Origin of the sequence: Streptomyces sp. OR43, from assembly GCF_008042275.1 — a bacterium.
Lineage (GTDB): Bacteria > Actinomycetota > Actinomycetes > Streptomycetales > Streptomycetaceae > Streptomyces.
Genome location: NZ_RDBK01000043.1, coordinates 2,883,029 through 2,906,177, shown reverse-complemented (window position 1 = coordinate 2,906,177; position 23,149 = coordinate 2,883,029). Strand labels below are relative to the sequence as shown.

Annotated in this window: 25 protein-coding genes; 13 read left to right on the top strand and 12 right to left on the bottom strand. The window is 70.8% G+C overall.

Translation table 11 applies throughout. The features are described from left to right. Positions 1-25: 25 nt before the first annotated feature. Both EAO72_RS32150 and EAO72_RS32145 read right to left on the bottom strand, forming a co-directional pair. Entirely contained in the window at positions 26-1,462 is a 1,437-nt protein-coding gene (locus EAO72_RS32150) for a DUF3152 domain-containing protein (RefSeq protein ID WP_148020592.1), read from the bottom strand. Continuing rightward, on the bottom strand, positions 1,447-2,412 hold the full coding sequence (locus EAO72_RS32145) for an alpha/beta fold hydrolase (RefSeq protein ID WP_148020591.1): 966 nt from the start codon (positions 2,410-2,412) through the stop codon (positions 1,447-1,449). The genes EAO72_RS32150 and EAO72_RS32145 overlap by 16 nt, the downstream gene beginning before the upstream one ends. Before the next feature lie 109 nt (positions 2,413-2,521). On the opposite strand from EAO72_RS32145, the gene EAO72_RS32140 reads away from it, so the two are divergent. The 4 genes from EAO72_RS32140 (at position 2,522) to EAO72_RS32120 (ending at position 4,447) form a co-directional block, all read left to right on the top strand. Further along, positions 2,522-2,737: a hypothetical protein gene (locus EAO72_RS32140; protein WP_148020590.1), complete on the top strand. Its 216-nt coding sequence runs from the start codon at positions 2,522-2,524 to the stop codon at positions 2,735-2,737. 168 nt (positions 2,738-2,905) lie between these two features. Beyond that, a complete protein-coding gene (locus EAO72_RS32130) occupies positions 2,906-3,547 on the top strand; it encodes a TetR/AcrR family transcriptional regulator (protein WP_136329491.1) in 642 nt (213 codons plus the stop codon). A 132-nt stretch (positions 3,548-3,679) separates the two neighbouring features. Next, positions 3,680-3,907, top strand: coding sequence for a DUF3107 domain-containing protein (locus EAO72_RS32125; protein ID WP_024490505.1), 228 nt, complete (start codon positions 3,680-3,682; stop codon positions 3,905-3,907). 270 nt (positions 3,908-4,177) lie between these two features. Then, the gene (locus EAO72_RS32120; protein WP_148020588.1) at positions 4,178-4,447 is read left to right on the top strand and encodes a hypothetical protein; all 270 of its coding nucleotides are present in this window, start codon (positions 4,178-4,180) and stop codon (positions 4,445-4,447) included. A 15-nt stretch (positions 4,448-4,462) separates the two neighbouring features. On the opposite strand, the gene EAO72_RS32115 is transcribed toward EAO72_RS32120, so the two are convergent. Next, positions 4,463-5,197 (bottom strand): ferritin-like fold-containing protein, encoded by a 735-nt coding sequence (locus EAO72_RS32115; protein ID WP_148020587.1) that lies wholly within the window; start codon positions 5,195-5,197, stop codon positions 4,463-4,465. A gap of 475 nt (positions 5,198-5,672) precedes the next feature. Here EAO72_RS32115 and EAO72_RS32110 point away from each other — a divergent pair, with 475 nt between their 5' ends. Further along, positions 5,673-7,601, top strand: coding sequence for a DEAD/DEAH box helicase (locus tag EAO72_RS32110; protein ID WP_148020586.1), 1,929 nt, complete (start codon positions 5,673-5,675; stop codon positions 7,599-7,601). A gap of 102 nt (positions 7,602-7,703) precedes the next feature. Then, on the top strand, positions 7,704-8,549 hold the full coding sequence (locus EAO72_RS32105; protein WP_148020585.1) for an alpha/beta fold hydrolase: 846 nt from the start codon (positions 7,704-7,706) through the stop codon (positions 8,547-8,549). Positions 8,550-8,590: 41 nt separating this feature from the next. Here EAO72_RS32105 and EAO72_RS32100 read toward each other — a convergent pair whose 3' ends face one another. Continuing rightward, positions 8,591-9,478 carry an NYN domain-containing protein gene (locus EAO72_RS32100; RefSeq protein ID WP_148020584.1) on the bottom strand — a complete coding sequence of 296 codons (888 nt, stop codon included), beginning with the start codon at positions 9,476-9,478 and terminating at the stop codon, positions 8,591-8,593. A gap of 224 nt (positions 9,479-9,702) precedes the next feature. On the opposite strand from EAO72_RS32100, the gene EAO72_RS42265 reads away from it, so the two are divergent. Continuing rightward, positions 9,703-9,855 (top strand): hypothetical protein, encoded by a 153-nt coding sequence (locus tag EAO72_RS42265; RefSeq protein ID WP_167359504.1) that lies wholly within the window; start codon positions 9,703-9,705, stop codon positions 9,853-9,855. 94 nt (positions 9,856-9,949) lie between these two features. On the opposite strand, the gene EAO72_RS32095 is transcribed toward EAO72_RS42265, so the two are convergent. The 3 genes from EAO72_RS32095 to EAO72_RS32085 form a co-directional block, all read right to left on the bottom strand. Then, the gene (locus tag EAO72_RS32095; RefSeq protein ID WP_148020583.1) at positions 9,950-10,555 is read right to left on the bottom strand and encodes a MarC family protein; all 606 of its coding nucleotides are present in this window, start codon (positions 10,553-10,555) and stop codon (positions 9,950-9,952) included. A gap of 151 nt (positions 10,556-10,706) precedes the next feature. Further along, positions 10,707-11,573, bottom strand: coding sequence for a PHP domain-containing protein (locus EAO72_RS32090; RefSeq protein WP_148020582.1), 867 nt, complete (start codon positions 11,571-11,573; stop codon positions 10,707-10,709). A 75-nt stretch (positions 11,574-11,648) separates the two neighbouring features. Next, the gene (locus EAO72_RS32085; protein ID WP_148020581.1) at positions 11,649-12,293 is read right to left on the bottom strand and encodes a DUF6758 family protein; all 645 of its coding nucleotides are present in this window, start codon (positions 12,291-12,293) and stop codon (positions 11,649-11,651) included. A 157-nt stretch (positions 12,294-12,450) separates the two neighbouring features. Between EAO72_RS32085 and EAO72_RS32080 the strand changes: the two genes are divergently transcribed. Beyond that, a complete protein-coding gene (locus EAO72_RS32080; RefSeq protein ID WP_148020580.1) occupies positions 12,451-13,683 on the top strand; it encodes an MFS transporter in 1,233 nt (410 codons plus the stop codon). Between the two features lie 72 nt (positions 13,684-13,755). Here EAO72_RS32080 and EAO72_RS32075 read toward each other — a convergent pair whose 3' ends face one another. After that, positions 13,756-14,340: a suppressor of fused domain protein gene (locus EAO72_RS32075; RefSeq protein WP_148020579.1), complete on the bottom strand. Its 585-nt coding sequence runs from the start codon at positions 14,338-14,340 to the stop codon at positions 13,756-13,758. A 411-nt stretch (positions 14,341-14,751) separates the two neighbouring features. Here EAO72_RS32075 and EAO72_RS32065 point away from each other — a divergent pair, with 411 nt between their 5' ends. Both EAO72_RS32065 and EAO72_RS32060 read left to right on the top strand, forming a co-directional pair. Continuing rightward, a complete protein-coding gene (locus EAO72_RS32065) occupies positions 14,752-15,873 on the top strand; it encodes a magnesium and cobalt transport protein CorA (RefSeq protein ID WP_148020578.1) in 1,122 nt (373 codons plus the stop codon). A 42-nt stretch (positions 15,874-15,915) separates the two neighbouring features. Further along, a complete protein-coding gene (locus EAO72_RS32060; RefSeq protein WP_148020577.1) occupies positions 15,916-16,434 on the top strand; it encodes a hypothetical protein in 519 nt (172 codons plus the stop codon). Here EAO72_RS32060 and EAO72_RS32055 read toward each other — a convergent pair whose 3' ends face one another. Next, positions 16,435-17,223 (bottom strand): hypothetical protein, encoded by a 789-nt coding sequence (locus EAO72_RS32055; RefSeq protein ID WP_148020576.1) that lies wholly within the window; start codon positions 17,221-17,223, stop codon positions 16,435-16,437. A gap of 204 nt (positions 17,224-17,427) precedes the next feature. On the opposite strand from EAO72_RS32055, the gene EAO72_RS32050 reads away from it, so the two are divergent. The 3 genes from EAO72_RS32050 to EAO72_RS32040 are packed head-to-tail and all read left to right on the top strand — an operon-like array spanning position 17,428 to position 20,424. Next, a complete protein-coding gene (locus EAO72_RS32050; RefSeq protein WP_148020575.1) occupies positions 17,428-18,702 on the top strand; it encodes a magnesium transporter MgtE N-terminal domain-containing protein in 1,275 nt (424 codons plus the stop codon). After that, positions 18,692-19,246 carry a DUF1003 domain-containing protein gene (locus tag EAO72_RS32045; RefSeq protein ID WP_148020574.1) on the top strand — a complete coding sequence of 185 codons (555 nt, stop codon included), beginning with the start codon at positions 18,692-18,694 and terminating at the stop codon, positions 19,244-19,246. The genes EAO72_RS32050 and EAO72_RS32045 overlap by 11 nt, the downstream gene beginning before the upstream one ends. Before the next feature lie 44 nt (positions 19,247-19,290). Continuing rightward, positions 19,291-20,424 (top strand): Mrp/NBP35 family ATP-binding protein, encoded by a 1,134-nt coding sequence (locus EAO72_RS32040; protein WP_148020573.1) that lies wholly within the window; start codon positions 19,291-19,293, stop codon positions 20,422-20,424. An 84-nt stretch (positions 20,425-20,508) separates the two neighbouring features. Here the strand turns inward: EAO72_RS32040 and EAO72_RS32035 are convergent, their stop codons facing one another. The 3 genes from EAO72_RS32035 to EAO72_RS32025 all read right to left on the bottom strand — a co-directional run. Then, a complete protein-coding gene (locus tag EAO72_RS32035) occupies positions 20,509-21,171 on the bottom strand; it encodes a hypothetical protein (protein WP_148020572.1) in 663 nt (220 codons plus the stop codon). Between the two features lie 118 nt (positions 21,172-21,289). Then, positions 21,290-21,766: a sec-independent translocase gene (locus EAO72_RS32030; RefSeq protein ID WP_148020571.1), complete on the bottom strand. Its 477-nt coding sequence runs from the start codon at positions 21,764-21,766 to the stop codon at positions 21,290-21,292. Between the two features lie 100 nt (positions 21,767-21,866). Further along, positions 21,867-23,149: S1C family serine protease (locus tag EAO72_RS32025; RefSeq protein ID WP_261991695.1), on the bottom strand; the 1,283-nt coding region annotated here is incomplete at its 5' end.

Sequence of the window (23,149 nt, the reverse complement as noted above, 5' to 3'; positions counted from 1 at the left end):
ACCGCCACAGCACCCCTCACGGGACTCAACCCTTGGGGTACACCCAGGGGTTGGGGAGGCAGGTGATGCCGTTGATGTCCAGCGACTTGGTCTGCTGTTGCATCACCGGAGCGAGGGCGCCCTTGGTGCCGCAGCTCACATGGTTGTGCCCCAGCCGGTGGCCGACCTCGTGGTTGATCAGCATCTGGCGGTAGGCGAAGAGCTTGTCCGGCCCGAAGGTGGACGAACCCTGGGCCCAGCGGTAGGCATTGATCATCACGCGCTCGGTGGCGGCGGAGTCACAGGAGACGTTGTCCTCCGTCGTGTCCAGCAGCGACTTCGCGCACCATGCCGCCGTGGTCCCCGGACTCGCCAGCGTGATCACGAAATCCGGCTTCCCGGTGGAAATCCGTTCGAAGGTCATATCGCCGTCGTGGGCCCAGCTCCGGTCATCATTCAGAGTTTTCTGGACCGCCTGGGCGAAGAGGGCGGAATCCAGCCCGAGCCCGTCCTCGACATCGATCCGGTAGCGGTACTTCTGCCCCTTGCCCGGAGCCTTCGCCGTCCCGGCGACCGCCCGGAACTTCCCGGACGCGGTGAGCTTGGCAGCCAGCGGATACGCCTTGGCCATCTTCTGCTCGTACGAAAGGGGCTTGGCCGCGACCTCGGGGCTGGGCGTCGTCCGGACGTCGGAGCGCGAGGCGTCGCTCTCGCCGTCCCGGTCCACGCCCGCGGGCTGCGCGGCGGCGGACCGGCTGCCGTTGTCATGGGCCACCTGGCCCGCCACGACCACCGCGAGCACGGTCGTCACGGCGGCCGCGGCGATACCGGTGAAGGTACGGCCCTTGCCGCCCTTGGCGCTCTTGGCCTCGTCGCCGGGTACGGCCGCACGGTCGCCCGCGTCCGGCGGGCGCTCGTCCCAGTCGGTGACGGAGCGGTACGGATCGGCCGGACCGGAAGGAGTCGCGGCCGAACGGCGGGGCGCGGGCGGAGCGGGCGGGCTGTCGAAGGCCTCGACGAACTCGCGCCGCGGTCCCGGTATCAGCGGCCTGGCAGCGGTCTCCTGCGCATTCCGCGACGCCTGCGGACCCCGCGGTCCTTGCGGGTTCTGCGGTCCTTGCGGGTTCCGCGGCCGTCCGGGCGACTGGGTCCGGGCCTGGCCGCCGATGCGGCCCGGTCCCGTGCCGTGCGGCGGGGCCGGGCGGTCGCCGTCTCGCCCGAGGGGTCCGGCGCCCCAGCCGCCGCCGGGTTCACGCTGTTCGGGATGGCCGCCGCGCACCTGGGGTGTGCCCTGGAACGGGGTGTGGCCGTCGGTACCGGGAGCCGCTTCGCCCGGCCGTCTGCGCCGGCCGTTGCCGGCCGCGGGCCGGGCGCCCTCGCCCCCCGCTTCCGCGTTCGCCTCGAAGGGCCCGCTCTCGGGCGCCCTGGGCGCAGGGCCCTTTCGGCTGTGTCGTCCCACGCCCCGGATCAGCTCCCGCCGCATTCGTCGAGCAGTTCCCGGAACGCCTGGGCGACCGCCTCCGGGTACTCCATCATCGCCACGTGCCCGGCGTCGGGCAGTGTCAGCAGGCGCGCATCGCGGAAGGCCGCGGACGCCCTGCGTGCCATCCGGTACGAGACGAGCCGGTCCCGTCCGCCGTACACGAGCTGGACGGGTGCGAGCACCCGCTCGGCCTGGCGCCACAGCCCGTGCTGCCCGCCCAGTGTGTACGCGTCGACGATGCCACGTGCCGAGCGCGCCATCGCGTCCCAGAAGTACGGCAGCGCCAGCCGCCGCTCCATTTCGGCCACCGCGTGACGGAAGGCGTCGGCGGAGACACGTGCCGGATCGCCGTAACAGAGTGCCATGACTCCGCGGGTGCGTTGTTCCGCGCTCCAGTCCCGGGTCATCCGGGCGAACAAGGACACGACTCCCGGAACGGCGAGCAGTCCCGTCGGGGCGGCCGACAGCTGCACCCGGAGTTCGGGAAGCGCGGGCGAGATCAGGGTGAGGGTGCGCACCAGGTCGGGACGGACGGCCGCGACCCGGGTCGCCACCGCACCGCCCAGCGAGTTGCCGAACAGGTGCACGGGGCCGCGCTCCCCGGCGTCGAGGAAGCGGATCACCGCGCGGGCGTGGCCGGTGACCGAGTAGTTGCCGTCGTCCGGCGGCGGGGAGTCGCCGAAGCCCGGCAGGTCGACCGCCTCGCTGTCCAGCACGTCCTGGAGCAGCGGCATCAGCGCCGACCAGTTCTGCGAGGAGCCGCCGAGTCCGTGCACGAAGAGCGCGGGCGGCAGCCCGGTCCGCTCCGGCGGCCGCGAACGGACGGTCAGCGTCAGCCCGGGCAGCGTGACGGAGCGAAGCCTCTCCCCCTCCGCGACCCTGACGGCGCTCACCGTGGGGGCCACCGCTGCGGCGGCGGCGCGGACTCCCGGCAGCTCGGTCGAAGACATGCGGCAATGTTACGAGACGATCACACCGTGGTTCATGTGTTCGGCGTCACAGATCGCATGGCGGCTTCCGGGGGTACCTCCTAGGCTCGGAGCAAGGAAGGGAGTCACCATGACGGTCGACCCCAGTGACCCGGAGAGCTTCGAGGACGTCCAGCCGGACGGTCCCGGCCATGAGGCACCCACCGCGGACGCGGCCGAGCAGCACGCGGACCTGCGTCCGGAGGACGACGAACCGCTGACCGACGTCGACCGCGACCGCGCGAACGAGGCGGATGCGGCGGAGCAGGCCCGCGTCGTCCCCCAGGATGAGGACGATTACCGCTGATACGCCCCGCTATGCGGCCTGGGGTGCGGAAACTGTGGCTACCGCAGTCGTCCGGTCCGTGAAATTCTGCGTCCGCGCCGCGCATACCAGGGTTACCCAAAAGTACGATGTCGGTATGGCGCAGCGTGCACGGAACTGCTGGGTCCGATCACAATTTTGGGAGGCGGCGTGACAGCCATCGAGCAGACCGAGGCGGCGCGCCCGCGGGGCACTCGTTTGCCCCGCCGCGCCCGACGCAATCAGCTCCTGGGTGCTGCGCAGGAGGTCTTCGTCGCGCAGGGGTACCACTCCGCCGCGATGGACGACATCGCGGAGCGGGCCGGGGTCAGCAAGCCGGTGCTCTACCAGCACTTCCCGGGCAAGCTGGAGCTCTATCTGGCCCTGCTCGACCAGCACTGCGAGTCGCTGCTCCTCGCGGTGCGCACGGCGCTGGCGTCGACCACCGACAACAAGCTGCGCGTGGCCGCGACGATGGACGCCTACTTCGCGTACGTCGAGGACGAGGGCGGCGCGTTCCGGCTGGTCTTCGAATCGGACCTGACCAACGAGCCCGCCGTGCGCGAGCGGGTCGACCGGGTCTCGCTCCAGTGCGCCGAGGCGATCTCGGACGTGATCGCGGGTGACACGGGGCTGTCCAAGGACGAGTCCATGCTGCTCGCGGTCGGGCTGGGCGGGGTGTCCCAGGTGGTCGCCCGCTACTGGCTCTCCAGCCGCTCCGCCATCCCGCGCGACACGGCGGTGCAGCTCCTCACCTCGCTGGCCTGGCGGGGTATCGCGGGCTTCCCCCTGCACGGCCTCGATCAGCACTGAGCGGGGCGGCCGGCTCCGGTGTTCGCTGCGGGCGTTTCCCGCGGCGCCCTGCCCGGTCCCCGCAGCGGGCTAATGTGTGCTGCGTACGGCGCGGTTCACCGCGCAGGGACTGACCGTCGGAGGGACATAGCCGTGGAGGTCAAGATCGGGGTGCAGCACACGCCCCGGGAGATCGTTCTGGAGAGCGGGCTTTCCGCCGAAGAGGTCGAGAGCGCGGTTTCCGAGGCTCTCGCCGGCAAGGCGCAGCTGCTCAGCCTCACGGACGAGAAGGGCCGTAAGGTCCTGGTGCCGGCCGACCGGATCGCCTACGTGGAGATCGGCGAGCCCAGCACACGACGGGTGGGGTTCGGCGCGCTGTAACAGCGCGCCCGGACGTACAGACCGCGGAAGCGGCCCGGTGGGATTCTCCCCGCCGGGCCGCTTTTCGTTGCGCACGGGGCGGTCCGTCGCACCGGGCCCCGGCTCGTCGTGCCGCCGTGCCGTCGTTCCTGTGCGTCGGCGCTCGCCGTGCCGTCGTTCCTGTGCGTCGGCTGAGCGAAGCCTGTTCCCGGGAGGGTTGCCTCGCTGCGCCCGGGGGTAGTACGGCCTACGACCGATTTGCCCGCCCTCCCACCTGCGAGGTGATCGTCTGTGATCTTGGAAACCCTGGGCTCCGTCGTGCTGGGACTCGCCCTCGCCTGGGCGGCCCTGCGCACTTTGTCGCCCCGGCTCCCGGCCCGCCGCGCCGTGCTCGGCACCGGCGCTCTGGGAGCGCTGTTCGGCGCCGGTCTCACCCACTCGGTGCTGGGCCCGGGCCATGCGGCGGCCACGCTGGTGGGCTCGGTGCTGATCTCCGCGGTGACCCTGTCCCTGCTCCTGAGGCCGCGCAGCCGCCGGCTCAGCCGGTCGGCGGCGGCCTGACCTCGGCGAAAGGCTTCAGGCGGCCAGCCCCAGGGCGGCCATCCGCTTGGTGTGCGCCTCGGTGATCCGGGAGAACATCCGGCCGACCTCGGCCAGGTCGAAGCCGTCGGCCACCCCGCCCACCAGCATGGTCGACAGCGCGTCGCGGTCGGCCACCACCCGCTGGGCCTGCGAGAGCGCCTCGCCCATCAGCCGGCGCGCCCACAGCGCGAGCCGGCCGCCGAGCCTCGGGTCCGCCTCGATCGCGGCGCGCACCTTCTCGACCGCGAAGTTGCCGTGCCCCGTGTCGTCGAGCACGGCGAGGACGAGGGAGCGGGTGTCCGAGTCGAGCCGGGCCGCGACCTCGCGGTAGAAGTCACTGGCGATCGAGTCGCCGACATAGGCCTTGACCAGGCCCTCCAGCCAGTCCGACGGCGCGGTCTGGCGGTGGAAGTCGTCGAGGGCCTTGGCGAACGGCTCCATCGCGCCGGTCGGCTCCACGTCGATCGCGGTCAGCCGGTCCGTGAGCCGCTCGAAGTGGTGGAATTCCGCGGACGCCATCTTCGCCAGCTCCGCCTTGTCGGCCAGGGTCGGAGCGAGTTTCGCGTCCTCGGCGAGCCGCTCGAAGGCCGCCAGTTCCCCGTAGGCGAGTGCGCCCAGCAGGTCGACGACGGCAGCCCGGTACTGCGGCTCGGCGGACGCGGTGGCCCAGTCCTGGTCGGCGATTCTGGTGGATGCGGGGGCTTCAGTGGCGTTGTCAGGCGTCTCCATGAACCGCAGAATAGCCCGCCCGCCGGGGGGTGGAAGGGTCCGGCCGCCGACTGACGTCACACCGTTCCGATGAATTCGCCCAACACAGATGCGCGAATCCGGGGTACAGTGGTATTGCGCTTACTGAGCATTTTGCAACTGCTCGTTGCGCGAAATTGAATGAGGATGCCCGGTCGGTGGCCCGATCGGCTCCGACCCGACAGCCCTCCACGCGGTGCGTACGACACGTACGACCGCAGATGAGGGGCCCCCTCAGCGGCACGAGCGCTCGAGCGACGGCAGTGGTCCCGCGCCACCCGGCCCATCCACGGCCGGATGACCAACCCCGGCACGGTACGACCCCCTTCGTTCGCCTCGGACCGCGTTTCACAGAAGAGGCAGCACCCTGACTACGTTCCGAGACCTCGGGATCCTTTCCGAGACGGCCGAAGCCCTTGAGGCCGTCGGCATCACGTCCCCCTTCCCCATCCAGGAGATGACGCTCCCCGTAGCGCTCTCCGGCTCCGATGTCATCGGGCAGGCCAAGACCGGCACCGGCAAGACGCTCGGCTTCGGCCTGCCGCTGCTGGAGCGCGTCACCGTCCTCGCGGACGTCGAGGCGGGCCGGGCCCAGCCCGAGAAGCTGACCGACGCCCCCCAGGCGCTGATCGTCGTCCCCACCCGCGAGCTCTGCCAGCAGGTCACCAACGACCTGCAGACCGCCGGCAAGGTGCGTAACGTCCGCGTGCTCGCCATCTACGGCGGCCGGGCGTACGAGCCCCAGGTCGAGGCCCTCAAGAAGGGCGTCGACGTGATCGTCGGCACCCCGGGCCGCCTGCTCGACCTGGCCGGCCAGCGCAAGCTGGACCTGTCGAAGGTCCGCGCCCTGGTCCTCGACGAGGCCGACGAGATGCTCGACCTGGGCTTCCTGCCCGACGTCGAGCGCATCATCACGATGCTGCCCGCGAAGCGCCAGACGATGCTGTTCTCGGCCACCATGCCGGGCGCGGTCATCAGCCTCGCGCGCCGCTACATGTCGCAGCCGACCCACATCAACGCCACGTCGCCCGACGACGAGGGCACGACGGTCAAGAACACCGCGCAGTACGTCTACCGCGCGCACAACATGGACAAGCCCGAGATGGTCTCGCGCATCCTGCAGGCCAACGGCCGCGGGCTCGCGATGATCTTCTGCCGCACCAAGCGCACCGCGGCCGACATCGCCGAGCAGCTGGAGAAGCGCGGTTTCGCCTCCGGCGCCGTCCACGGCGACCTCGGCCAGGGCGCCCGCGAGCAGGCGCTGCGCGCCTTCCGCAACGGCAAGGTCGACGTGCTCGTCTGTACCGACGTCGCGGCGCGCGGCATCGATGTCGAGGGTGTCACCCACGTCATCAACTACCAGTCGCCCGAGGACGAGAAGACCTATCTGCACCGGATCGGCCGGACCGGCCGCGCGGGCGCCAAGGGCATCGCGATCACGCTGGTCGACTGGGACGACATCCCCCGCTGGCAGCTGATCAACAAGGCCCTGGACCTGAAGTTCCCGGACCCGCCGGAGACGTACTCCACGTCGCCGCACCTGTACGAGGAGCTCGACATCCCGGCCGGCACCAAGGGTGTCCTGCCGCGTACCGAGCGGACCCGTGCGGGTCTGCGGGCCGAGGAGATCGAGGACCTCGGCGAGACGGGCGGCCGTGGCCGCAAGTCCGCCACCGCGTCGGCTCCCGCCGTCCGCGAGGAGCGTCCCGCGCGTACGCCGCGTCAGCGTCGTCGCACCCGGGGCGGTTCGAGTGCGGAGGAGGGCGCCGTGACGGTGCCCGCGCCCGCCACGGAGATCGTCGAGGCCCCCGAGGCCACGGACGGCCCGTCCGAGCCGCGCACCCCGCGCCGTCGCCGGCGCAGCCGGGTCGGTGCCGCGGACATCGCCGCCGCTGACGTCGCCGCCGAGGCAGCGGTCGCCGTGGCGGAGGCTCCGGCCGTGATCGTCGACACCGAGCCCGAGGCCGCTCCCGAGCCGAAGAAGCGGACGAGGACCAGGGCCGCCAAGGCCGAGGTCGTGGTCGACGCCGAGCCGGAGGCCGAGGTGGTGGCCGAGGCCAAGCCGCGTCGCCGCCGCGCCCGGGTCGCCAAGCCCGCGGAGGAGGCCGAGTTCCAGACCGCCCCGGTGGCCGAGCTCGCGCCCGTCGCCGYGACGGTGACCAAGCCGCGTCGCCGCGCCCGGGTGATCAAGCCCGCCGAGGACGAGGTCGACTTCCAGATCGCGCCGATCGCCGAGCCGGAGCCGGACGCCAGGTCGCGCCGTCGCCCCCGTGCGGCCGCGAAGCCGAAGGCGGAGGCCGCGGTTCAGGCCCCGGCCGCCGAGGGCGAGGCCAAGCCGCGCCGCCGCCGGGCCCCCCGGACGGCTGCCGCCAAGTCCGAGGGCTGAGCACGCGTCGAACGACCGCCCGGACGGGCCCGAGGGTTTCCCTCGGGCCCGTCCGGCGTTCCACGGCATGACGGACCCCGCCCGCGGCCGTAACCTCGTGCCATGAGCAGGCCACCCACCTTCATCCCGCCTTCCTGCGCCCGCCCCCGCACCCTGCACACCGGGCGCGGGGACTTCGCCGTCCTGGACGCCGGACCGCGTACGCGACCGCGGGGAACCGTCCTCCTCCTGCCCGGGTTCACCGGCAGCAAGGAGGACTTCATCGCGCTGCTGCAACCGCTCGCCGACGCCGGCTACCGCGCCGTCACGGTCGACGGGCGCGGCCAGTACGAGACGGACGGGACAGACCGTCAGGAGACTTACGTCCAGGGCGAGTTGGCGCAGGACGTACTCGCGCAGACGGCCGCGCTCGGCCTCGGCGACGAAGCGGTCGACCTGCTCGGCCACTCACTCGGCGGGCAGATCGCGCGCGCCGCCGTGCTGCTGGATCCCGCGCCGTTTCGCTCGCTCACCCTGATGTCCTCCGGGCCCGCCGAGGTCATCGAGGCCCAGCAGGTCAAGCTGAAGATCCTCGGTGACGCGCTCGCCACGATGAGCATGGACGACGTGTGGGCCGCCATGCGCGCCCTCGACCCGCCGGTGGAGGCGGAGACGGACGGCGAGGCCATGCGGCAGCGCTGGCTGCGCCACCGCCCCGCGCAGCTGATCGCCACCGGACGGCAGCTGGCCACCGAGCCGGACCGGGTGGCCGAGCTCGCCGCCACGGGACTGCCGGTCCATGTGATCTCCGGTGAGCGCGACGACGTCTGGCCGGTGCCGCTGCTCGACGCGATGGCGGTACGCCTCGGGGCGCGCCGGACCCGGATCGAGGGCGCCGAGCACTCCCCCAACACGGACCGGCCGGAGCCGACGGCGGCCGCGCTCGTCTCCTTCTGGGACAGCCTCTGAGCGACGGCGAGGGCACCGGGGCACGCGGGGGCCGGCAGGCGTCAGTACTGCGCCTGGAGGTGCTGCCAGAAGCCGTCACGCAGCGCGCGGCGCAGATGGGCGTGGCCGCGCAGTGAGTGCTGGAGCAGCCGCTCGGCCTCGACCAGCAGGTCCTGGTCGACGGAGCCCGGCAGATAGGGGTGCCCGGGCAGCAGATCGGCCAGGGACTCGCGGCCGCGGGCGGAGAGCCAGGTGGCGGCGATCTGCGCGCCGACGAAGCGGACATCCTCGCGCGAGGGCGCCGGGCCGTCCTCCTCGTAGGTGGTGACGGGGCGTCTGGTCACGTACGGGCGGCAGAAGTCGAGGTCGAAGGTGCGCTGGCTGTCGACCTCCCAGAGCAGCGGTTCGGCCTGGTTGCGCCCTTCTCCGGCCTCGATGCCCCAGAGATGGACCCGGGCCCCGTATCCCTGTGCCGCCTCGACGGCCGACACCAGGTCCTCGTCGCCGCCGACCAGAGCGGCATCGCTGATGGCGCGGTGCCGGGCGAGCGATTCGAGGTCGGTGCGGATGAGTGAGTCGACGCCCTTCTGCTGGTTGTTGGCGTTGAGGTTGCCCAGCCTGACCTTGACGTCGGGGAGTTCGGCGATGGACTGCTGCTCGACGGTGTGGATCCGGCGCCTGGCCCCGTCGTACCAGTACACGCGCAGCAGTCGGCTGTCCGCGAAGATGGTGCGGGCCTTGTCGATGAACGCCTCGATCAGCCCTTCGGCGTCGAGGTCGAAGGAGCGCCGGTCCTCGGTTCCGGTGACGAGCAGCCCGGCCGCGGCGTACACGTAGCCCGCGTCCACGAAGATCGCGTGGGTCGACGGGGTCTTCGACACCTCGGCGAGCACCCGCAGGAGCAGTTCGTTGGTGCGGTCCAGACGATCGGCGGTCTCTGCCTCGTTCATGCGGACCTCGTCGCGGAATCCGTCGTCCGCGCATGCTCGGTTACCTGCTGGTACTTAGACATCCAAAAAATTTCCTTAGCGTAGGGAATGATTGCAGGAGGCAAGCCGTTGTACACACCGTGGGGCGCGGGACAGGGGATGCCTGTGCGCTCCACATCCTTGCGGACGGGCCACCCGTCCTCCCAGTAGTTCTCCAGCAGGAGGATCAGACGAAGGGAAGCCATATGCGCTTCGAGATCATGCGACTCGACGATGTCGACGGTACCGCCGTGGACAGCACCGTCGTGGACGCCGCCTCCGTCAACCGGATCGTGCAGCAGGCCGCAGCAATCGGCCAGCGCATCTATATCCGCCCGGCCGACACCTCGGCTTCGTAACGCATTGCCGACGTAAAGAAGACGCCGACGTACAAAGACGAAGCGCCCCCGCACGGAAGAACCGTGCGGGGGCGCTGTGGTGTCCGGGGTCCGGTCAGGCGTTCTGGATGACCTGGGTGACGCCGTTGATGATCTGCTGGACGGCGATGGCGGACAGCATCATCCCGGCGAGCCGGGTGACCAGCACGACGCCACCGTCCTTGATGACCCTGATGATCAGCAGCGAGTAGCGCATGGTCAGCCAGAGCACGACGTGCATGGCGATGATCGCCGTCCAGACCGAGATCTGGCTGCCGACGGTGTCGGCGTGCTGCACCGCGAGGATCACCGAGACGATCGCTCCGGGACCGGCGAGCAGCGGCATGCCGAGGGGCACGAGCGCCACGTTGACGTCCTTGGTCTGCGTCGGCTCGTCGGTCTTGCCGGTCAGCAGGTCGAGCGCGATCAGCAGCAGGAGCAGTCCGCCCGCGATCATCAGCGCGGGAACGGAGACGTGCAGGTAGTCCAGGATCTGCTGGCCGAGCAGCCCGAAGACGGCGATGACACCGAAGGCGACGGCGACCGCCTGCAGCGCCATCTTGCGCTGCATCCGGGCGGGGCGGCCCGCGGTGAGGGCGAGGAAGATCGGGGTGATCCCGGGTGGATCCATAATCACAAAAAGGGTGAGAAAAAGGGATCCGAAGACAGCGACGTCGAACACAGTGAGCCTTGCGAGGAGAGAGCGGACATGCGTGGGGAGGGGCGCCCCGCGGCCTGCCGGACCGGCTGCCGTGACATGGGGCGGGGACGAGCGGGCGTCACGCGGGCGCGCTGCGGCGCGGGCGTGTACGGAAGGGGTGGCGTGTGGGCCGTTACGGGGCGGCGGGTCCGCCGGCGCCCGGAACCGGGAAGGCACCCGTGGCGCGCCGGGTGATCTCGCCGTAGATCTCCGGGTCGGTGGTGTACTCGCCGAGCGCCACGGTCTTGCGGCTGCCGTGGTAGTCGCTGGACCCGGTCGTGAGCAGGCCGAGCTCGCGGGCCAGTCCGCGCAGCCGGGCCCGGGTGGGCTCGTCGTGGTCCATGTGGTCGACCTCGATGCCGTCGAGCCCCGCGGCGGCAAGCGCCGCTATCGACGACTCGGGGACCACCTGGCCGCGTTTGACGGCGGCCGGGTGAGCGAAGACGGTGACGCCGCCGGCGGCCTTGACCAGCCGGATCGCGTCGAAGGGGTCGAGTTCGTGCTTCTCGGCGTAGGCGCGTCCGCCGTCGGCGAGCCACTCGGGCGTGAAGGCGTCGGAGACGGTGTCGACGACGCTGAGCTCGACCAGCGCGGTGGCGATGTGCGGCCGCCCGACCGAACCGTCGCCCGCGATCCGTGCGACCTGTTCCCACTCGACCGGGACGCCCAGCTCCCGGAGCTTGCGCACCATGGTCCGCGCGCGCGGCACCCGGTCGTCGCGCACCAGCTCGCGCTCGCGCGCCAGCTCGGGCTCGTCGGGATCGAAGAGGTACGCCAGCATGTGCAGCCCCACACCGTCGAGGCGGCAGGAGAGCTCGGCGCCGGTGACCAGGGTGAGGCCCTCGGGGAGTGCGGACTTCGCCGCGGCGTGACCGCGGACGGTGTCGTGGTCGGTGAGGGCGACGACATCGAGCCCCGCGGCGGCGGCGTTGCGCACCAGCTCGGCGGGGGTGTCCGTACCGTCCGACGCGGTGGAGTGGGTGTGCAGGTCGATGCGCACGACACGTACTCCAGATGCTCGCGGCCGGGTGGGGGACGCTCAAGGATAACCGGCGAACCGGCCCCTCCCGGCCGCTCAGGGCCCCGTCAGCAGCCGGGGTGTGAGGGCGCCGCAGGGCACCAGGTCGACCTCTCCCCCGGCGTCGCGCAGATCGGTCAGCACCAGTTCGTCGTACATCAGGAGTCCCGACTGCTCGGGCCAGACGATGGCCCACAGCCAGAGCCCTCGCGCCTCTCCGGCGAAGACCGCCCGGTCGGCGGGGGCGTCCTTCACGTGCCAGAGCGGGGTGGGGCGGCCGGCGGCGAGCACCTTGACGTCCGGCGGTCCGTCGACCCTCAGCAGCGGGCCCGGGTCCGGCCCGTCGATCCCCGCGTACCGCGCCCCGAGTCCGACACCGAGCTCCTCGGCGACGAGCAGCAGCTCGCCGACCCCGCCGAGCGGCCCCGGCCCGGAGCAGGCGACAGCGGTGGCCCGGCCGCCGCTGCGGTCGTCGCCCGCGGCCGCGACACCGGTGAACAGCCAGCCGACCGGCAGCGGCCAGGGCATCCACACCGGCACCTGCGCGCGGTGAACCACCACCCCGAGTGCTTCGACGCTGGGCGGGATGACCGGCTGCATCGGGTGCACGCTGCCGTGCACGTCGCACTGCCAGGTGTCGTCGAAGAAACCGGGCGCCTTGACCCGGCCTCCGCACTTCGGGCAACTGGGTTCGCCCCTCATAGCGCCCAACGGTCCTCCCCGGCCGTCCCCCCGTCAAGGACGATCACCCTTCCGCAGCGTGGCTCCGACCAGCAGATTTAGATGTAGTTTGCATTTATTAGACGCTCTAACTTATTCTGTGTACAACACACCGATCCAGTGGAGAGCGAGTAGTCCCATGCAGGGAGAGGATCCGTTCGAACAAGGAACGGCGAGCATCCTGCGCCAGCCGAAGGCCGTCTGGGCCACAGCGGGCGCTTCCGTCGTCGCGTTCATGGGAATCGGCCTGGTGGACCCGATTCTCCCGTCCATCGCCAAGGGCCTGGAGGCGACGCCCAGCCAGGTGTCCCTGCTGTTCACCTCGTACTTCCTGATCACGGCCGTGGCGATGCTCGTCACCGGCTTCGTCTCCAGCCGCATCGGGGGGCGCAAGACCCTGCTGGCCGGTCTCGCGCTCGTCGTGGTCTTCGCCGCGCTCTCCGGCACCTCGTCCTCCGTCGCCGAGCTCGTCGGCTTCCGGGCCGGCTGGGGCCTGGGCAACGCGCTCTTCGTCTCGACCGCACTCGCCGTGATCGTGGGCGCCGCCGCGGGCGGCAGCTCGGCGGCGATCCTGCTGTACGAATCGGCGCTCGGCCTCGGCATGGCCTGCGGACCCCTGCTCGGGGCCCTGCTCGGTGACGCCAGCTGGCGCTACCCGTTCTTCGGCACGGCCGCGCTGATGGCGATCGGCTTCGTCTGCATCACGGCGTTCCTGAAGGAACAGCCGAAGCCGGCCCGCAAGACCTCGCTGCTCGACCCGATCAAGGCGCTCGGCCACCGCGGGCTCGCCTCTGTCGCGACCTCGGCGTTCTTCTACAACTACGCGTTCTTCACGATCCTGGCGTTCACGCCGTTCGTGCTGAACATGACGCCGTACAAGTCCGGCGCCGTCTTCTTCGCCTGGGGACTGCTGCTGGCCGTCTTCTCGGTACTCGTCGCGCCGCGGCTGCAGAAGCGATTCGGCTCGCTCAAGGTGGTCGGCGCCTCGCTGGTGCTGCTCGCCGCCGACCTGGTGATCCTCGGCTACGGCAACCACACGACGGCGATCGTCTGCACCATCGTCTCCGGTGCCTTCATCGGCATGAACAACACCGTCTACACGGAGCTGGCGCTCGGGGTCTCGGACGCACCGCGCCCGGTGGCCAGCGCGGGCTACAACTTCGTCCGCTGGTTCGCGGCGGCCGCCGCGCCCTACCTGGCCCCGAAGATCGAGGAGTGGAGCAACATCCACATCCCGTTCGTGGTCGCCGCCGTCGCCGCGGTCATCGGTGCGGTCGTCGTGTGGGTCCGGCGCTCCGCGCTGACGCACGAGGCGGAGGAGCTGGAGCCGAAGCACGCCACCGAGGACGGCGTCACGGTCTTCGCCGGCTGACCGCTCGGACCGCCCTCACCACCCCGCCCGCGGCTCCGGCCGCGCGGCGGGGCGGTCCTTGTTCCGTCCGCGTCAGTCCAGGGCCACCGAGCCTCGCAGCGGATCACGCAGATCCGTCCCCTGCGACAGCCACCGCTCCTGGAGTTCCTGCGCCCCGCGGACCCGCTTCCAGGCCGCCTCGTTGTGCGTCATCGGCAGCAACGGCAGGAAGCGTACGGGCTCCATCGGCTCGTCCAGTTCCAGATCCTCGACGAGCCCACCGGACTCGGCGACCAGCACGGAGCTGAACGGCGCGCCGGGCCACAGGGGTTCACCCACGTCCAGTGAGGCACCCGGCGCCACGATGACCCCCTCCACCTGCGGCGAGGCCGCCAGCACCGCGAGCTTGCGCAGCACCTGGTCGGTGTCGGCGAGACCGACCCGCACCGAGAGGACCAGTTCGGCGCGCGGGCCCTTGACCGGGTCGGCGAGCGTGGCCGTCGGATCGGCCATCGGCTGGGCGGACATGCCGAGGGTGGCGTACCTCACCACGTCGCCGTCGATGAACCTGAGCACCTCGATCCGGTCCGTCCCGAGAAACGTCACTGCCGCGCGCGCGTCCGGTTCACCCAGGGCCGTCCGCAGACGTGCCTCGACCAGAGCAAGAATTTCTGCCATGCCGCGAGCATAGGACGCGTATGGAACGGGCAAAGTAAGGGATTGACCCTGTACCGGCTGCTAGCCTGGGGTGCCGGTCGGGACAGCACGCAGAAGCGTCGCTCTCAAGTCCCGACGAAACGTCATCCCCCACGGGGGACCGACCGGAGGAGGTGGGGCTGCGGTGGATCCAAGTCGACCGTGCAGTACCAACCGCTCTTCCGCTCGACACCTTTCTTCTGTGATCTGACGCCTTCTCGGTCAAGGCCTCCGGCATTTCGCACGACGGAAGAGCACTCCTTTTTTGCCTGTCTGTAGCGAACGCCGTCGTCGTGCCTCCGCGGTGCCGCCCGCTTTGCGGACGTGAGCCCACGTCCCCATTCCGGGCTGTTCCACGCCTGCGCAGACGGCCCCTCCGTGAAGGAGCCAGTCATGTCGATGATCCGTGACCTGCGCGCTGTGGTGCGCCCGTCCCTGCGCAAGACCAACACGCTGCACAGTGGTTACGACACCACGCGCGACCCGTCCGCCTCCAGCGCCGTCGTCGACTGCGCGGTCTACCGCGACGGCCGCCGCATCGCCGAGGAGGACGGCACCTGCCGTACGCCGCACGAGGCGATGCTGCGCGTCCGGGAGAAGGGCGGCTTCGCCTGGATCGGCCTCCATGAGCCGACCGAGGAGGAGTTCGCGGGAATCGCCCGGGAGTTCGGGCTGCACCCGCTCGCCGTGGAGGACGCCGTCCACGCCCACCAGCGGCCGAAGCTGGAGCGGTACGACGACACCCTGTTCACCGTCTTCAAGACGATCCACTACGTCGAGCACGCCGAACTGACCGCGACCAGCGAGGTCGTCGAGACCGGCGAGGTGATGTGCTTCACCGGCCGGGACTTCGTCATCACCGTGCGGCACGGCGGCCACGGCTCGCTGCGCGCGCTGCGCCACCGGCTGCAGGACGACCCCGAACTGCTCGCCAAGGGCCCGTCCGCGGTCCTGCACTCCATCGCCGACCATGTCGTCGACGGGTACATCGCGGTGGCCGCCGCGGTGCAGGACGACATCGACGAGGTCGAGATCGAGGTCTTCTCGACGCCGGACAAGGGCAGTCCGCGCGGTTCGGACGCCGGCCGCATCTACCAGCTCAAGCGCGAGGTGCTGGAGTTCAAGCGGGCCGTCTCCCCGCTGCTGCGCCCGATGCAGCTGCTCAGCGAGCGGCCGATGCGGCTGATCGACCCGGACATCCAGAAGTACTTCCGCGACGTGGCCGACCACCTGGTCCGGGTGCAGGAGGAGGTCATCGGCTTCGACGAACTGCTGAACTCGATCCTCCAGGCGAACCTGGCGCAGGCGACCGTCGCGCAGAACGAGGACATGCGCAAGATCACCTCCTGGGCGGCCATCATCGCCGTACCGACGATGATCTGCGGCGTCTACGGCATGAACTTCGAGCACATGCCGGAACTCCGCTGGACGTACGGCTACCCGATGGTGCTCGGCTTCATCGGCGTGGTCTGCTTCTCCATCCACCGCATGCTCAAGCGCAACGGCTGGCTCTGACCGCCCGGGGCCCTGTCGTCCGGCCGGTCTAAGCTCTGCCCCATGACTGCTGCTGACGCGCTGCTCGGACCCGCCCTCGTCGAGGAGGCCACCAAGAAGTCGGGCCTCATCTGGGTGCGCGGCACCGGCCCCGCGCGGGCCTTGTGGCATGTGTGGCACGAGGGCGCGGCGCAGCTCGTCGGTGACGGCCCCGGCGAGCAGCCGCTCCCGGCCGGGCTCACCGACGGTGCCACCGCGGAAGTGACCGTGCGCAGCAAGGACAAGGGCGGCCGGCTCGTCGCCTGGTCGGCCTCGGTGGCGCAGCTCACCCCTCATTCCGAGGAGTGGGAGGCCGCGGTCGCCGAGCTCAAGGGCAAGCGGCTCAACGCGCCGGACGCCGAGCAGATGCCCGAGCGCTGGGCGCGCGAGTGCCGGATCATCGTACTGACGCCGCTCGACTCCCGTACGGAACTGCCCGACACCTCGGGGGCGGCCGCCCCGCTGCCCACCACCGCGACCACCCGGCTGCCGGTGCCGGCCGGACTGCCGCGGCTGCTGAGGAAGTCCCTGCGCAGGCCGTAGCTACGAGGAGGCGGACGAGGACTTCGGCAGCTCCTGCCCATAGTCGACCGTCTCGTCCTCGGCCGGGGCCACCAGCGCGAAGTCCTTGCCCCAGTCGGCGAGCGTGACGACGCCGCCACCGCCGCCGCGGGCGAAGCTCAGCGGGTACGGGGTGCCCTCCAGGGAGACGTCCAGGGCGCCGCCCTCGCCCGCACCACCCAGGATCCGGATGGTGCGCACCCCGCGGGCCTTGTCGCGGTCGCCCTTGCCGACCTTGCCGTGCAGCGTGAGCAGCCCGTCGAGCAGCACCTTCTTGTCCGTGAAGCCGCGCAGCTGCTTGTACGTGGGGTCGTCCTCGGGGACCTTCACGTACTTGTCGTCCAGCTTGTCGGCGGCCGTCCTGTCCGCATCGCTCGTCTGCCCGGCGCCCGTCTTCTTGTCGTCGTCGTGGTTCCAGAAACCGGCGTCGGCCTTGAGGTAGAGCTCGTCGCCGATCCGCAGCAGCTCGAAGGTGCTGTTCTTCGAGGTGACGGAGCCCACGCCGCCCTTGTCCTTCAGCTTCATGTCGATCTTGTACGTGCCGCCCTTGCTCACCAGCGTGCCGGCCAGCCGGACCGCGTCCGCGGAGTCCGCCGCTGTCCGGGCCTTCTTCTCGATCTCCGGCCCGGTCAGTTTGCCGATGCCGTTGGTCCCCTTGTCCGGATCCTCACCCGCGCACGCGGTCAGCGCCGCGGTCAGCCCGGCGCAGAGCACGAGGGCAAGGGTGGCGGTCCGGCGGCGGGCCCGGACGGTCGGGACGGAAGAGGTCACAGGCGCACTGCCTCTCATCTGCATGGCGGGGGTGGCAGACGGCAGCGTACCCGTGCGGCCTACGTCTTCCGGCAGAGAGCCGTACGGACGGTTCACCGCGGCGTCACGGAGTGGTACGGGCTAGCCTGATCACGTCATAAGGGTGCAAGAGCTGTCTGAACAGACCGGATGCGTCAACGCGTCGGCGGAGAAGGAGGCGCACGCATGGCTCCAGGCACGCCCCGCGTCTTCGTCTCGCATCTGTCCGGCGTCCCCGTCTTCGACCCCAACGGCGACCAGGTGGGCCGGGTCCGCGACCTGGTCGCGATGCTCCGGGTCGGCGGCCGGCCGCCCCGGCTGCTCGGCATCGTCGTCGAGGTGGTGAGCCGGCGCCGGATCTTCCTGCCGATGACCCGGGTGACGGGCATCGAGTCGGGACAGGTCATCACCACCGGCGTGGTCAACATGCGGCGATTCGAACAGCGGCCCACCGAACGTCTGGTGCTCGGCGAGTTCCTCGACCGGCGGGTCAGTCTGGTGGAGACCGGCGAGGAGGTCACGATCCTGGACGTGGCCATCCAGCAGTTGCCCGCCCGCCGCGACTGGGAGATCGACAAGTACTTCGTCCGCAAGGGCCGGGGCGGGGCGCTGCGCCGCAAGGGCGAGACCCTGACCGTCGAGTGGTCGGCGGTCAGCGGCTTCTCGCTGGAGGAGCACGGTCAGGGCGCGGAGTCGCTCGTCGCCACGTTCGAGAAGCTGCGGCCCACCGATGTGGCCAACGCCCTGCACCACCTGACCCCGAAGCGCCGGGCGGAGGTCGCCGCCGCGCTGGACGACGACCGGCTCGCCGACGTCCTGGAGGAGCTCCCCGAGGACGACCAGGTGGAGATCATCGGCAAGCTGAAGGAGGAGCGCGCCGCGGACGTCCTGGAGGCCATGGACCCCGACGACGCGGCCGACCTGCTCTCCGAGCTGCCCGAGGCGGACAAGGAGCGGCTGCTGACCCTGATGCGTCCGGACGACGCGGCCGACGTGCGGCGCCTGATGTCGTACGAGGAGCGGACAGCCGGCGGTCTGATGACCACCGAGCCGATCATCCTGCGCCCGGACGCGACGGTGGCCGACGCGCTCGCCCGGGTCCGCCAGTCCGACCTCTCCCCGGCTCTGGCCGCCCAGGTGTACGTATGCCGGTCGCCCGACGAGACGCCCACGGGCAAGTACCTGGGCACGGTGCACTTCCAGCGGCTGCTGCGCGACCCGCCGTTCACCCTGGTCAGCTCGCTCGTCGACAGCGACCTGGTGGCGCTGCCCCCGCACACCCCGCTGTCGGTGGTGACGAGCTACCTGGCGGCGTACAACATGGTCTCGGTGCCCGTGGTGGACGAGAGCGGCTCGCTGCTGGGCGCGGTGACGGTCGACGACGTCCTGGACCACCTGCTGCCCGACGACTGGCGGGAGACCGACTTCCACGGCCGCGAGGGGGTGCCCGGTGACCGGTGAGGACCGCTCCAGGGCGTCGAACGGCTCGACGGCGCTGACCCGCACCCCCAGGGCCCGGCTGGACCAGCCCAGGGCCCCGCGCCGGCGGCTGCTGCCGGAGTACGACCCCGAGGCCTTCGGCCGCTTCTCGGAGCGCATCGCGCGCTTCCTGGGCACCGGACGGTTCATCGTCTGGATGACGCTGATCATCATCCTGTGGGTGGTGTGGAACATCTTCGCGCCCGGGAACCTGCGGTTCGACGAGTACCCGTTCATCTTCCTGACCCTGATGCTGTCGCTCCAGGCCTCCTACGCGGCCCCGCTGATCCTGCTCGCGCAGAACCGGCAGGACGACCGCGACCGGGTCACCCACGAGCAGGACCGCAAGCAGAACGAGCGGTCCATCGCCGACACCGAGTACCTGACCAGGGAGATCGCCGCGCTGCGGATGGGTCTGGGCGAGGTCGCCACGCGCGACTGGATCCGGTCCGAATTGGAGGACCTGGCGAAGGACCTGGACGAGCGCCGCGCCCTGTACCCGGCCGAGAGTGACGAAGACCGCTGACGGGGCTACCCGCGTGTAGCTACACGCGCCGTACCATCGTCCGTATGGCTACGGAAGACGCGGTGCTTGAGGCACTGGCGACAGTGAACGACCCGGAGATCCACCGTCCGATCACCGAACTCGGCATGGTGAAATCGGTCGAGATCGATCCTGACGGTGTGGTCGCTGTCACGGTGTATCTCACCGTCTCCGGCTGTCCGATGCGCGAGACGATCACCAAGAACGTGACGGACGCGGTGGCCCGCGTCGAGGGAGTGTCCCGGGTCGAGGTCACCCTCGACGTGATGAGCGACGAACAGCGCAAGGACCTGGCGTCGTCGCTGCGCGGCGGCACGGCGGAGCGCGAGGTGCCGTTCGCCCAGCCCGGTTCGCTGACGCGGGTGTACGCGGTCGCCTCCGGCAAGGGTGGCGTCGGCAAGTCCTCGGTGACGGTGAACCTCGCGGCGGCGATGGCGGCCGACGGGCTCAAGGTCGGTGTCGTGGACGCGGACATCTACGGGCACAGCGTGCCCCGGATGCTCGGTGCGGACGGCAAGCCGACCCAGGTCGAGAACATGATCATGCCGCCGTCGGCGCACGGTGTGAAGGTCATCTCCATCGGCATGTTCACCCCGGGCAACGCCCCGGTGGTGTGGCGCGGACCGATGCTGCACCGCGCACTCCAGCAGTTCCTCGCCGACGTGTACTGGGGCGACCTGGACGTCCTGCTGCTCGACCTGCCGCCGGGCACGGGTGACATCGCGATCTCCGTGGCCCAGCTGGTGCCGAACGCGGAGATCCTGGTCGTCACGACCCCGCAGCAGGCCGCCGCCGAGGTGGCCGAGCGGGCCGGCTCGATCGCCGTGCAGACCCACCAGAAGATCGTCGGCGTCGTCGAGAACATGTCGGGCATGCCGTGCCCGCACTGCGACGAGATGGTCGACGTGTTCGGCTCGGGCGGTGGCGCACGGGTGGCCGAAGGCCTGACGAAGACGGTCGGCGCGGAGGTGCCGGTGCTCGGCTCCATCCCGATCGACGTACGGCTGCGCGAGGGCGGCGACGAGGGCAAGCCCGTCGTGCTCTCCGACCCCGACTCCCCGGCCGGCAAGGCCCTGCGCTCGATCGCGGACAAGCTGGGCGGCCGTCAGCGCGGCCTGTCCGGCATGTCGCTGGGCATCACGCCGCGCAACAAGTTCTGAGGAATCGGCCTCGCCGGCGTYCGAGGCGAGGGTCCGGGGCGSCGCCCCGGACCCTCGCGCCTCGGATGCCGGCGAGCCCGGGACCTACGCGTCGTACGAAGCGATGTCCTCGACGACCGAGAACCCCAGCCCGTACGCGCTCATCCCCCGCCCGTACGCCCCGATGTGCACGCCCTGTGCCGACCCCGCCAGCACCCAGCCGAACTCGGACTCGCGGTAGTGGAAGGACACCGGCACACCGTCGACGGGCAGTGACAGCACCGACCACGCCGGACCGTCCAGATCGTCGGCGAGCTCGAACGCCGTCTCCGTCTGCTGGTCCAGCCAGTCGTCACGCAGGGTGTGGTCCATCTGCGGGGGCCAGGTGTAGGCGAGCAGTCCTGAGCCCGCCAGCCAGGCCGCCGAGGAGACGGTCGTCGCGTCCAGGACCCCCGTGCCGTCGCCCGTGCGCCGTACCGGGCTGCTGGCGACGGTGACGACCACCGCGAAGCGCTGCTTGTCCGCACCGGAGTCGCCGCCCCGTACCGACGGCTCGTCACCGTGACCGGTCGAGCCGTGCTGGACCGTGCCGTCCGCCGCGGTGCCCACCTGCATCAGCCAGCGGCGCCCGGTGAAGGCCTCGTCCAGTCCGTACCAGGGGAACGGCGCCTGCAGATAGCCGTCGACCGTGAGCCGGGCCGCCGGCACCCCCTCCGCCGTGGCTGTGTCCGGCGCACCATCCGCGCCCACCCGACTCGTTGTCTCCATCTGCCCGGCCGCCTCCTCGATCGTCAAGGTCCGGAGCGGCCCGCCCCCCGCGGGCGTACTCACAACCGGACAGATGGAGAATAGCCATACCGTCCGGACGAGTCGGGATTGACGTGGGTCAGGTGGCGTCTGCGTCGAAGGGCGGGTGGTCGGTCTTCGTGGGCTGCTCGCGCTTCTTGAGCAGGTCGGGAGCGCCCGCCGAGCCGTTGGCCGCGGTGACCGCGGCAGCGCCCGACACGCCGGTCTTCGCCTCCACGGCGGGGGTGTCGCGCCCGTTCACCACGTCGGTGATCTCGGCGACCTCCTTGCGCAGGTCGAAGCTCTCCCGGATCTCCTTCAGCCCGAGGTCGTCGTTTCCGTCCATGAGCTGCTTGCGGACGAACGTCTTCGGGTTCAGGTCCTCGAACTCGAAGTCCTTGAACTCCGGGCCGAGCTCCGTACGGATGTCTTCCTTGGCGCTCTCCGAGAACTCCCGGATCTTGCGGATGAAACGCGAGGCGTCCTGGATGACCTTGGGGAGCTTGTCCGGGCCGAAGACGAGCACGCCGATGATGGCGAGCGCCACCAGCTCCAGTGGGCCTATGTCATTGAACACCTTGCGGCTCCTCGTGTTCTCCGCGACCAGGTCGGATGGGGGTCCGGACTCGGCCCACGGTACCCGGCGAAACTGTCCGGGCGGTAGCTTCTCGTGGCCGTCACGTGCCCGTTGCCGAGCCGAGCGTCAAAGTCATGGACAGGTCTTTACCACCGCGGGTCAGCGTGAGCTTCAGCCGGTCGCCCGGCCGGTGCGAGCGGATCTTCACTATGAGCTCCTCGCCGCTGTGCACCCGCCTGCCGTCCACTTCGGTGATGATGTCACCCGGCCGGATGCCCGCCTTCGCCCCGGGGCCTCCCTCCGTGACGGAGGACTTGCCGTCGGCACCGTCGGCCCCGACCTTGGCACCGTCGCCCGTGTACTTCATGTCGAGGCTCACACCGATCACCGGGTGGGTGGCCTTTCCGGTGTTGATGAGCTCCTCGGCGACGCGCTTGCCCTGGTTGATCGGGATGGCGAAGCCGAGCCCGATGGAACCCGCCTGACCGCCCTCCGTCGTCGAACCGCTGTCGGCGGCGCGGATGGCGCTGTTGATCCCGATCACATGCGCGTCGGTGTCCACCAGCGGGCCGCCGGAGTTGCCCGGGTTGATCGGAGCGTCGGTCTGGAGCGCGTCGACGTAGCTGATGTCGCTCCCGTCACCCTTCTCACCGCCCGCGGTGATCGGCCGGTCCTTGGCGCTGATGATGCCGGACGTGACGGTGTTGGACAGGTCGAAGGGCGCGCCGATGGCCACCACCGGGTCCCCGACCCGCACGTTGTCGGAGTTCCCCAGGGGCAGGGGCTTCAGGCCCGAGACCCCGCTGACCTTGACCACGGCCAGGTCGTAGCCGCTGTCCGTGCCGACGACTTCGGCGCTCGCCGTCTCGCCGCCGCTGAACGTCACGGTGATGTCGCCGGAGGACCCGGCCGGGGCGACCACGTGGTTGTTGGTCAGGATGTGGCCCCGGTCGTCCAGGACGAAGCCGGTGCCGGTACCCGATTCGGTGGTGCCGCTGACGTGCAGGGTGACCACGCTGGGCAGGGCGCTCGCCGCTATGCCGGCGACGCTGTCGGGGGCGCGKCCGCCGCCGTTCCTCTCGTCCTGGGGAAGCTCGACCGAGGTGAGGCCGCCGTTGCGCTCGATGTAGGCGCCGATCCCGCCGCCGATGCCGCCCGCCACCAGGGCGAGGAGCAGCGCGCCGACGAGGACCGGCCCGCGCCGGCTCTTCCGCCGGCCGTCGGGGCCGAGCGGCGGCCCGGGCTGGGTGATGAGGGGCTGCCGGGGTGCGCCCCAGGGGTCGTACTGGAGCCACTGCGGCGACGGGGGCTGGGCTTGGTGCTGGGCGTGCGGGTCGGGGACCCGGTGGTGGCCATCGGCGCGCCCTTCGACCTGTCCAACAC

Bases quoted from the DNA above. Each gene is read 5' to 3' on its own strand.
- EAO72_RS32150 (WP_148020592.1), bottom strand. From the start codon at position 1,462: ATGCGGCGGGAGCTGATCCGGGGCGTGGGACGACACAGCCGAAAGGGC.
- EAO72_RS32145 (WP_148020591.1), bottom strand. From the start codon at position 2,412: ATGTCTTCGACCGAGCTGCCGGGAGTCCGCGCCGCCGCCGCAGCGGTG.
- EAO72_RS32140 (WP_148020590.1), top strand. From the start codon at position 2,522: ATGACGGTCGACCCCAGTGACCCGGAGAGCTTCGAGGACGTCCAGCCG.
- EAO72_RS32115 (WP_148020587.1), bottom strand. From the start codon at position 5,197: ATGGAGACGCCTGACAACGCCACTGAAGCCCCCGCATCCACCAGAATC.
- EAO72_RS32105 (WP_148020585.1), top strand. From the start codon at position 7,704: ATGAGCAGGCCACCCACCTTCATCCCGCCTTCCTGCGCCCGCCCCCGC.
- EAO72_RS32100 (WP_148020584.1), bottom strand. From the start codon at position 9,478: ATGAACGAGGCAGAGACCGCCGATCGTCTGGACCGCACCAACGAACTG.
- EAO72_RS42265 (WP_167359504.1), top strand. From the start codon at position 9,703: ATGCGCTTCGAGATCATGCGACTCGACGATGTCGACGGTACCGCCGTG.
- EAO72_RS32085 (WP_148020581.1), bottom strand. From the start codon at position 12,293: ATGAGGGGCGAACCCAGTTGCCCGAAGTGCGGAGGCCGGGTCAAGGCG.
- EAO72_RS32080 (WP_148020580.1), top strand. From the start codon at position 12,451: ATGCAGGGAGAGGATCCGTTCGAACAAGGAACGGCGAGCATCCTGCGC.
- EAO72_RS32075 (WP_148020579.1), bottom strand. From the start codon at position 14,340: ATGGCAGAAATTCTTGCTCTGGTCGAGGCACGTCTGCGGACGGCCCTG.
- EAO72_RS32065 (WP_148020578.1), top strand. From the start codon at position 14,752: ATGTCGATGATCCGTGACCTGCGCGCTGTGGTGCGCCCGTCCCTGCGC.
- EAO72_RS32060 (WP_148020577.1), top strand. From the start codon at position 15,916: ATGACTGCTGCTGACGCGCTGCTCGGACCCGCCCTCGTCGAGGAGGCC.
- EAO72_RS32050 (WP_148020575.1), top strand. From the start codon at position 17,428: ATGGCTCCAGGCACGCCCCGCGTCTTCGTCTCGCATCTGTCCGGCGTC.
- EAO72_RS32040 (WP_148020573.1), top strand. From the start codon at position 19,291: ATGGCTACGGAAGACGCGGTGCTTGAGGCACTGGCGACAGTGAACGAC.
- EAO72_RS32035 (WP_148020572.1), bottom strand. From the start codon at position 21,171: ATGGAGACAACGAGTCGGGTGGGCGCGGATGGTGCGCCGGACACAGCC.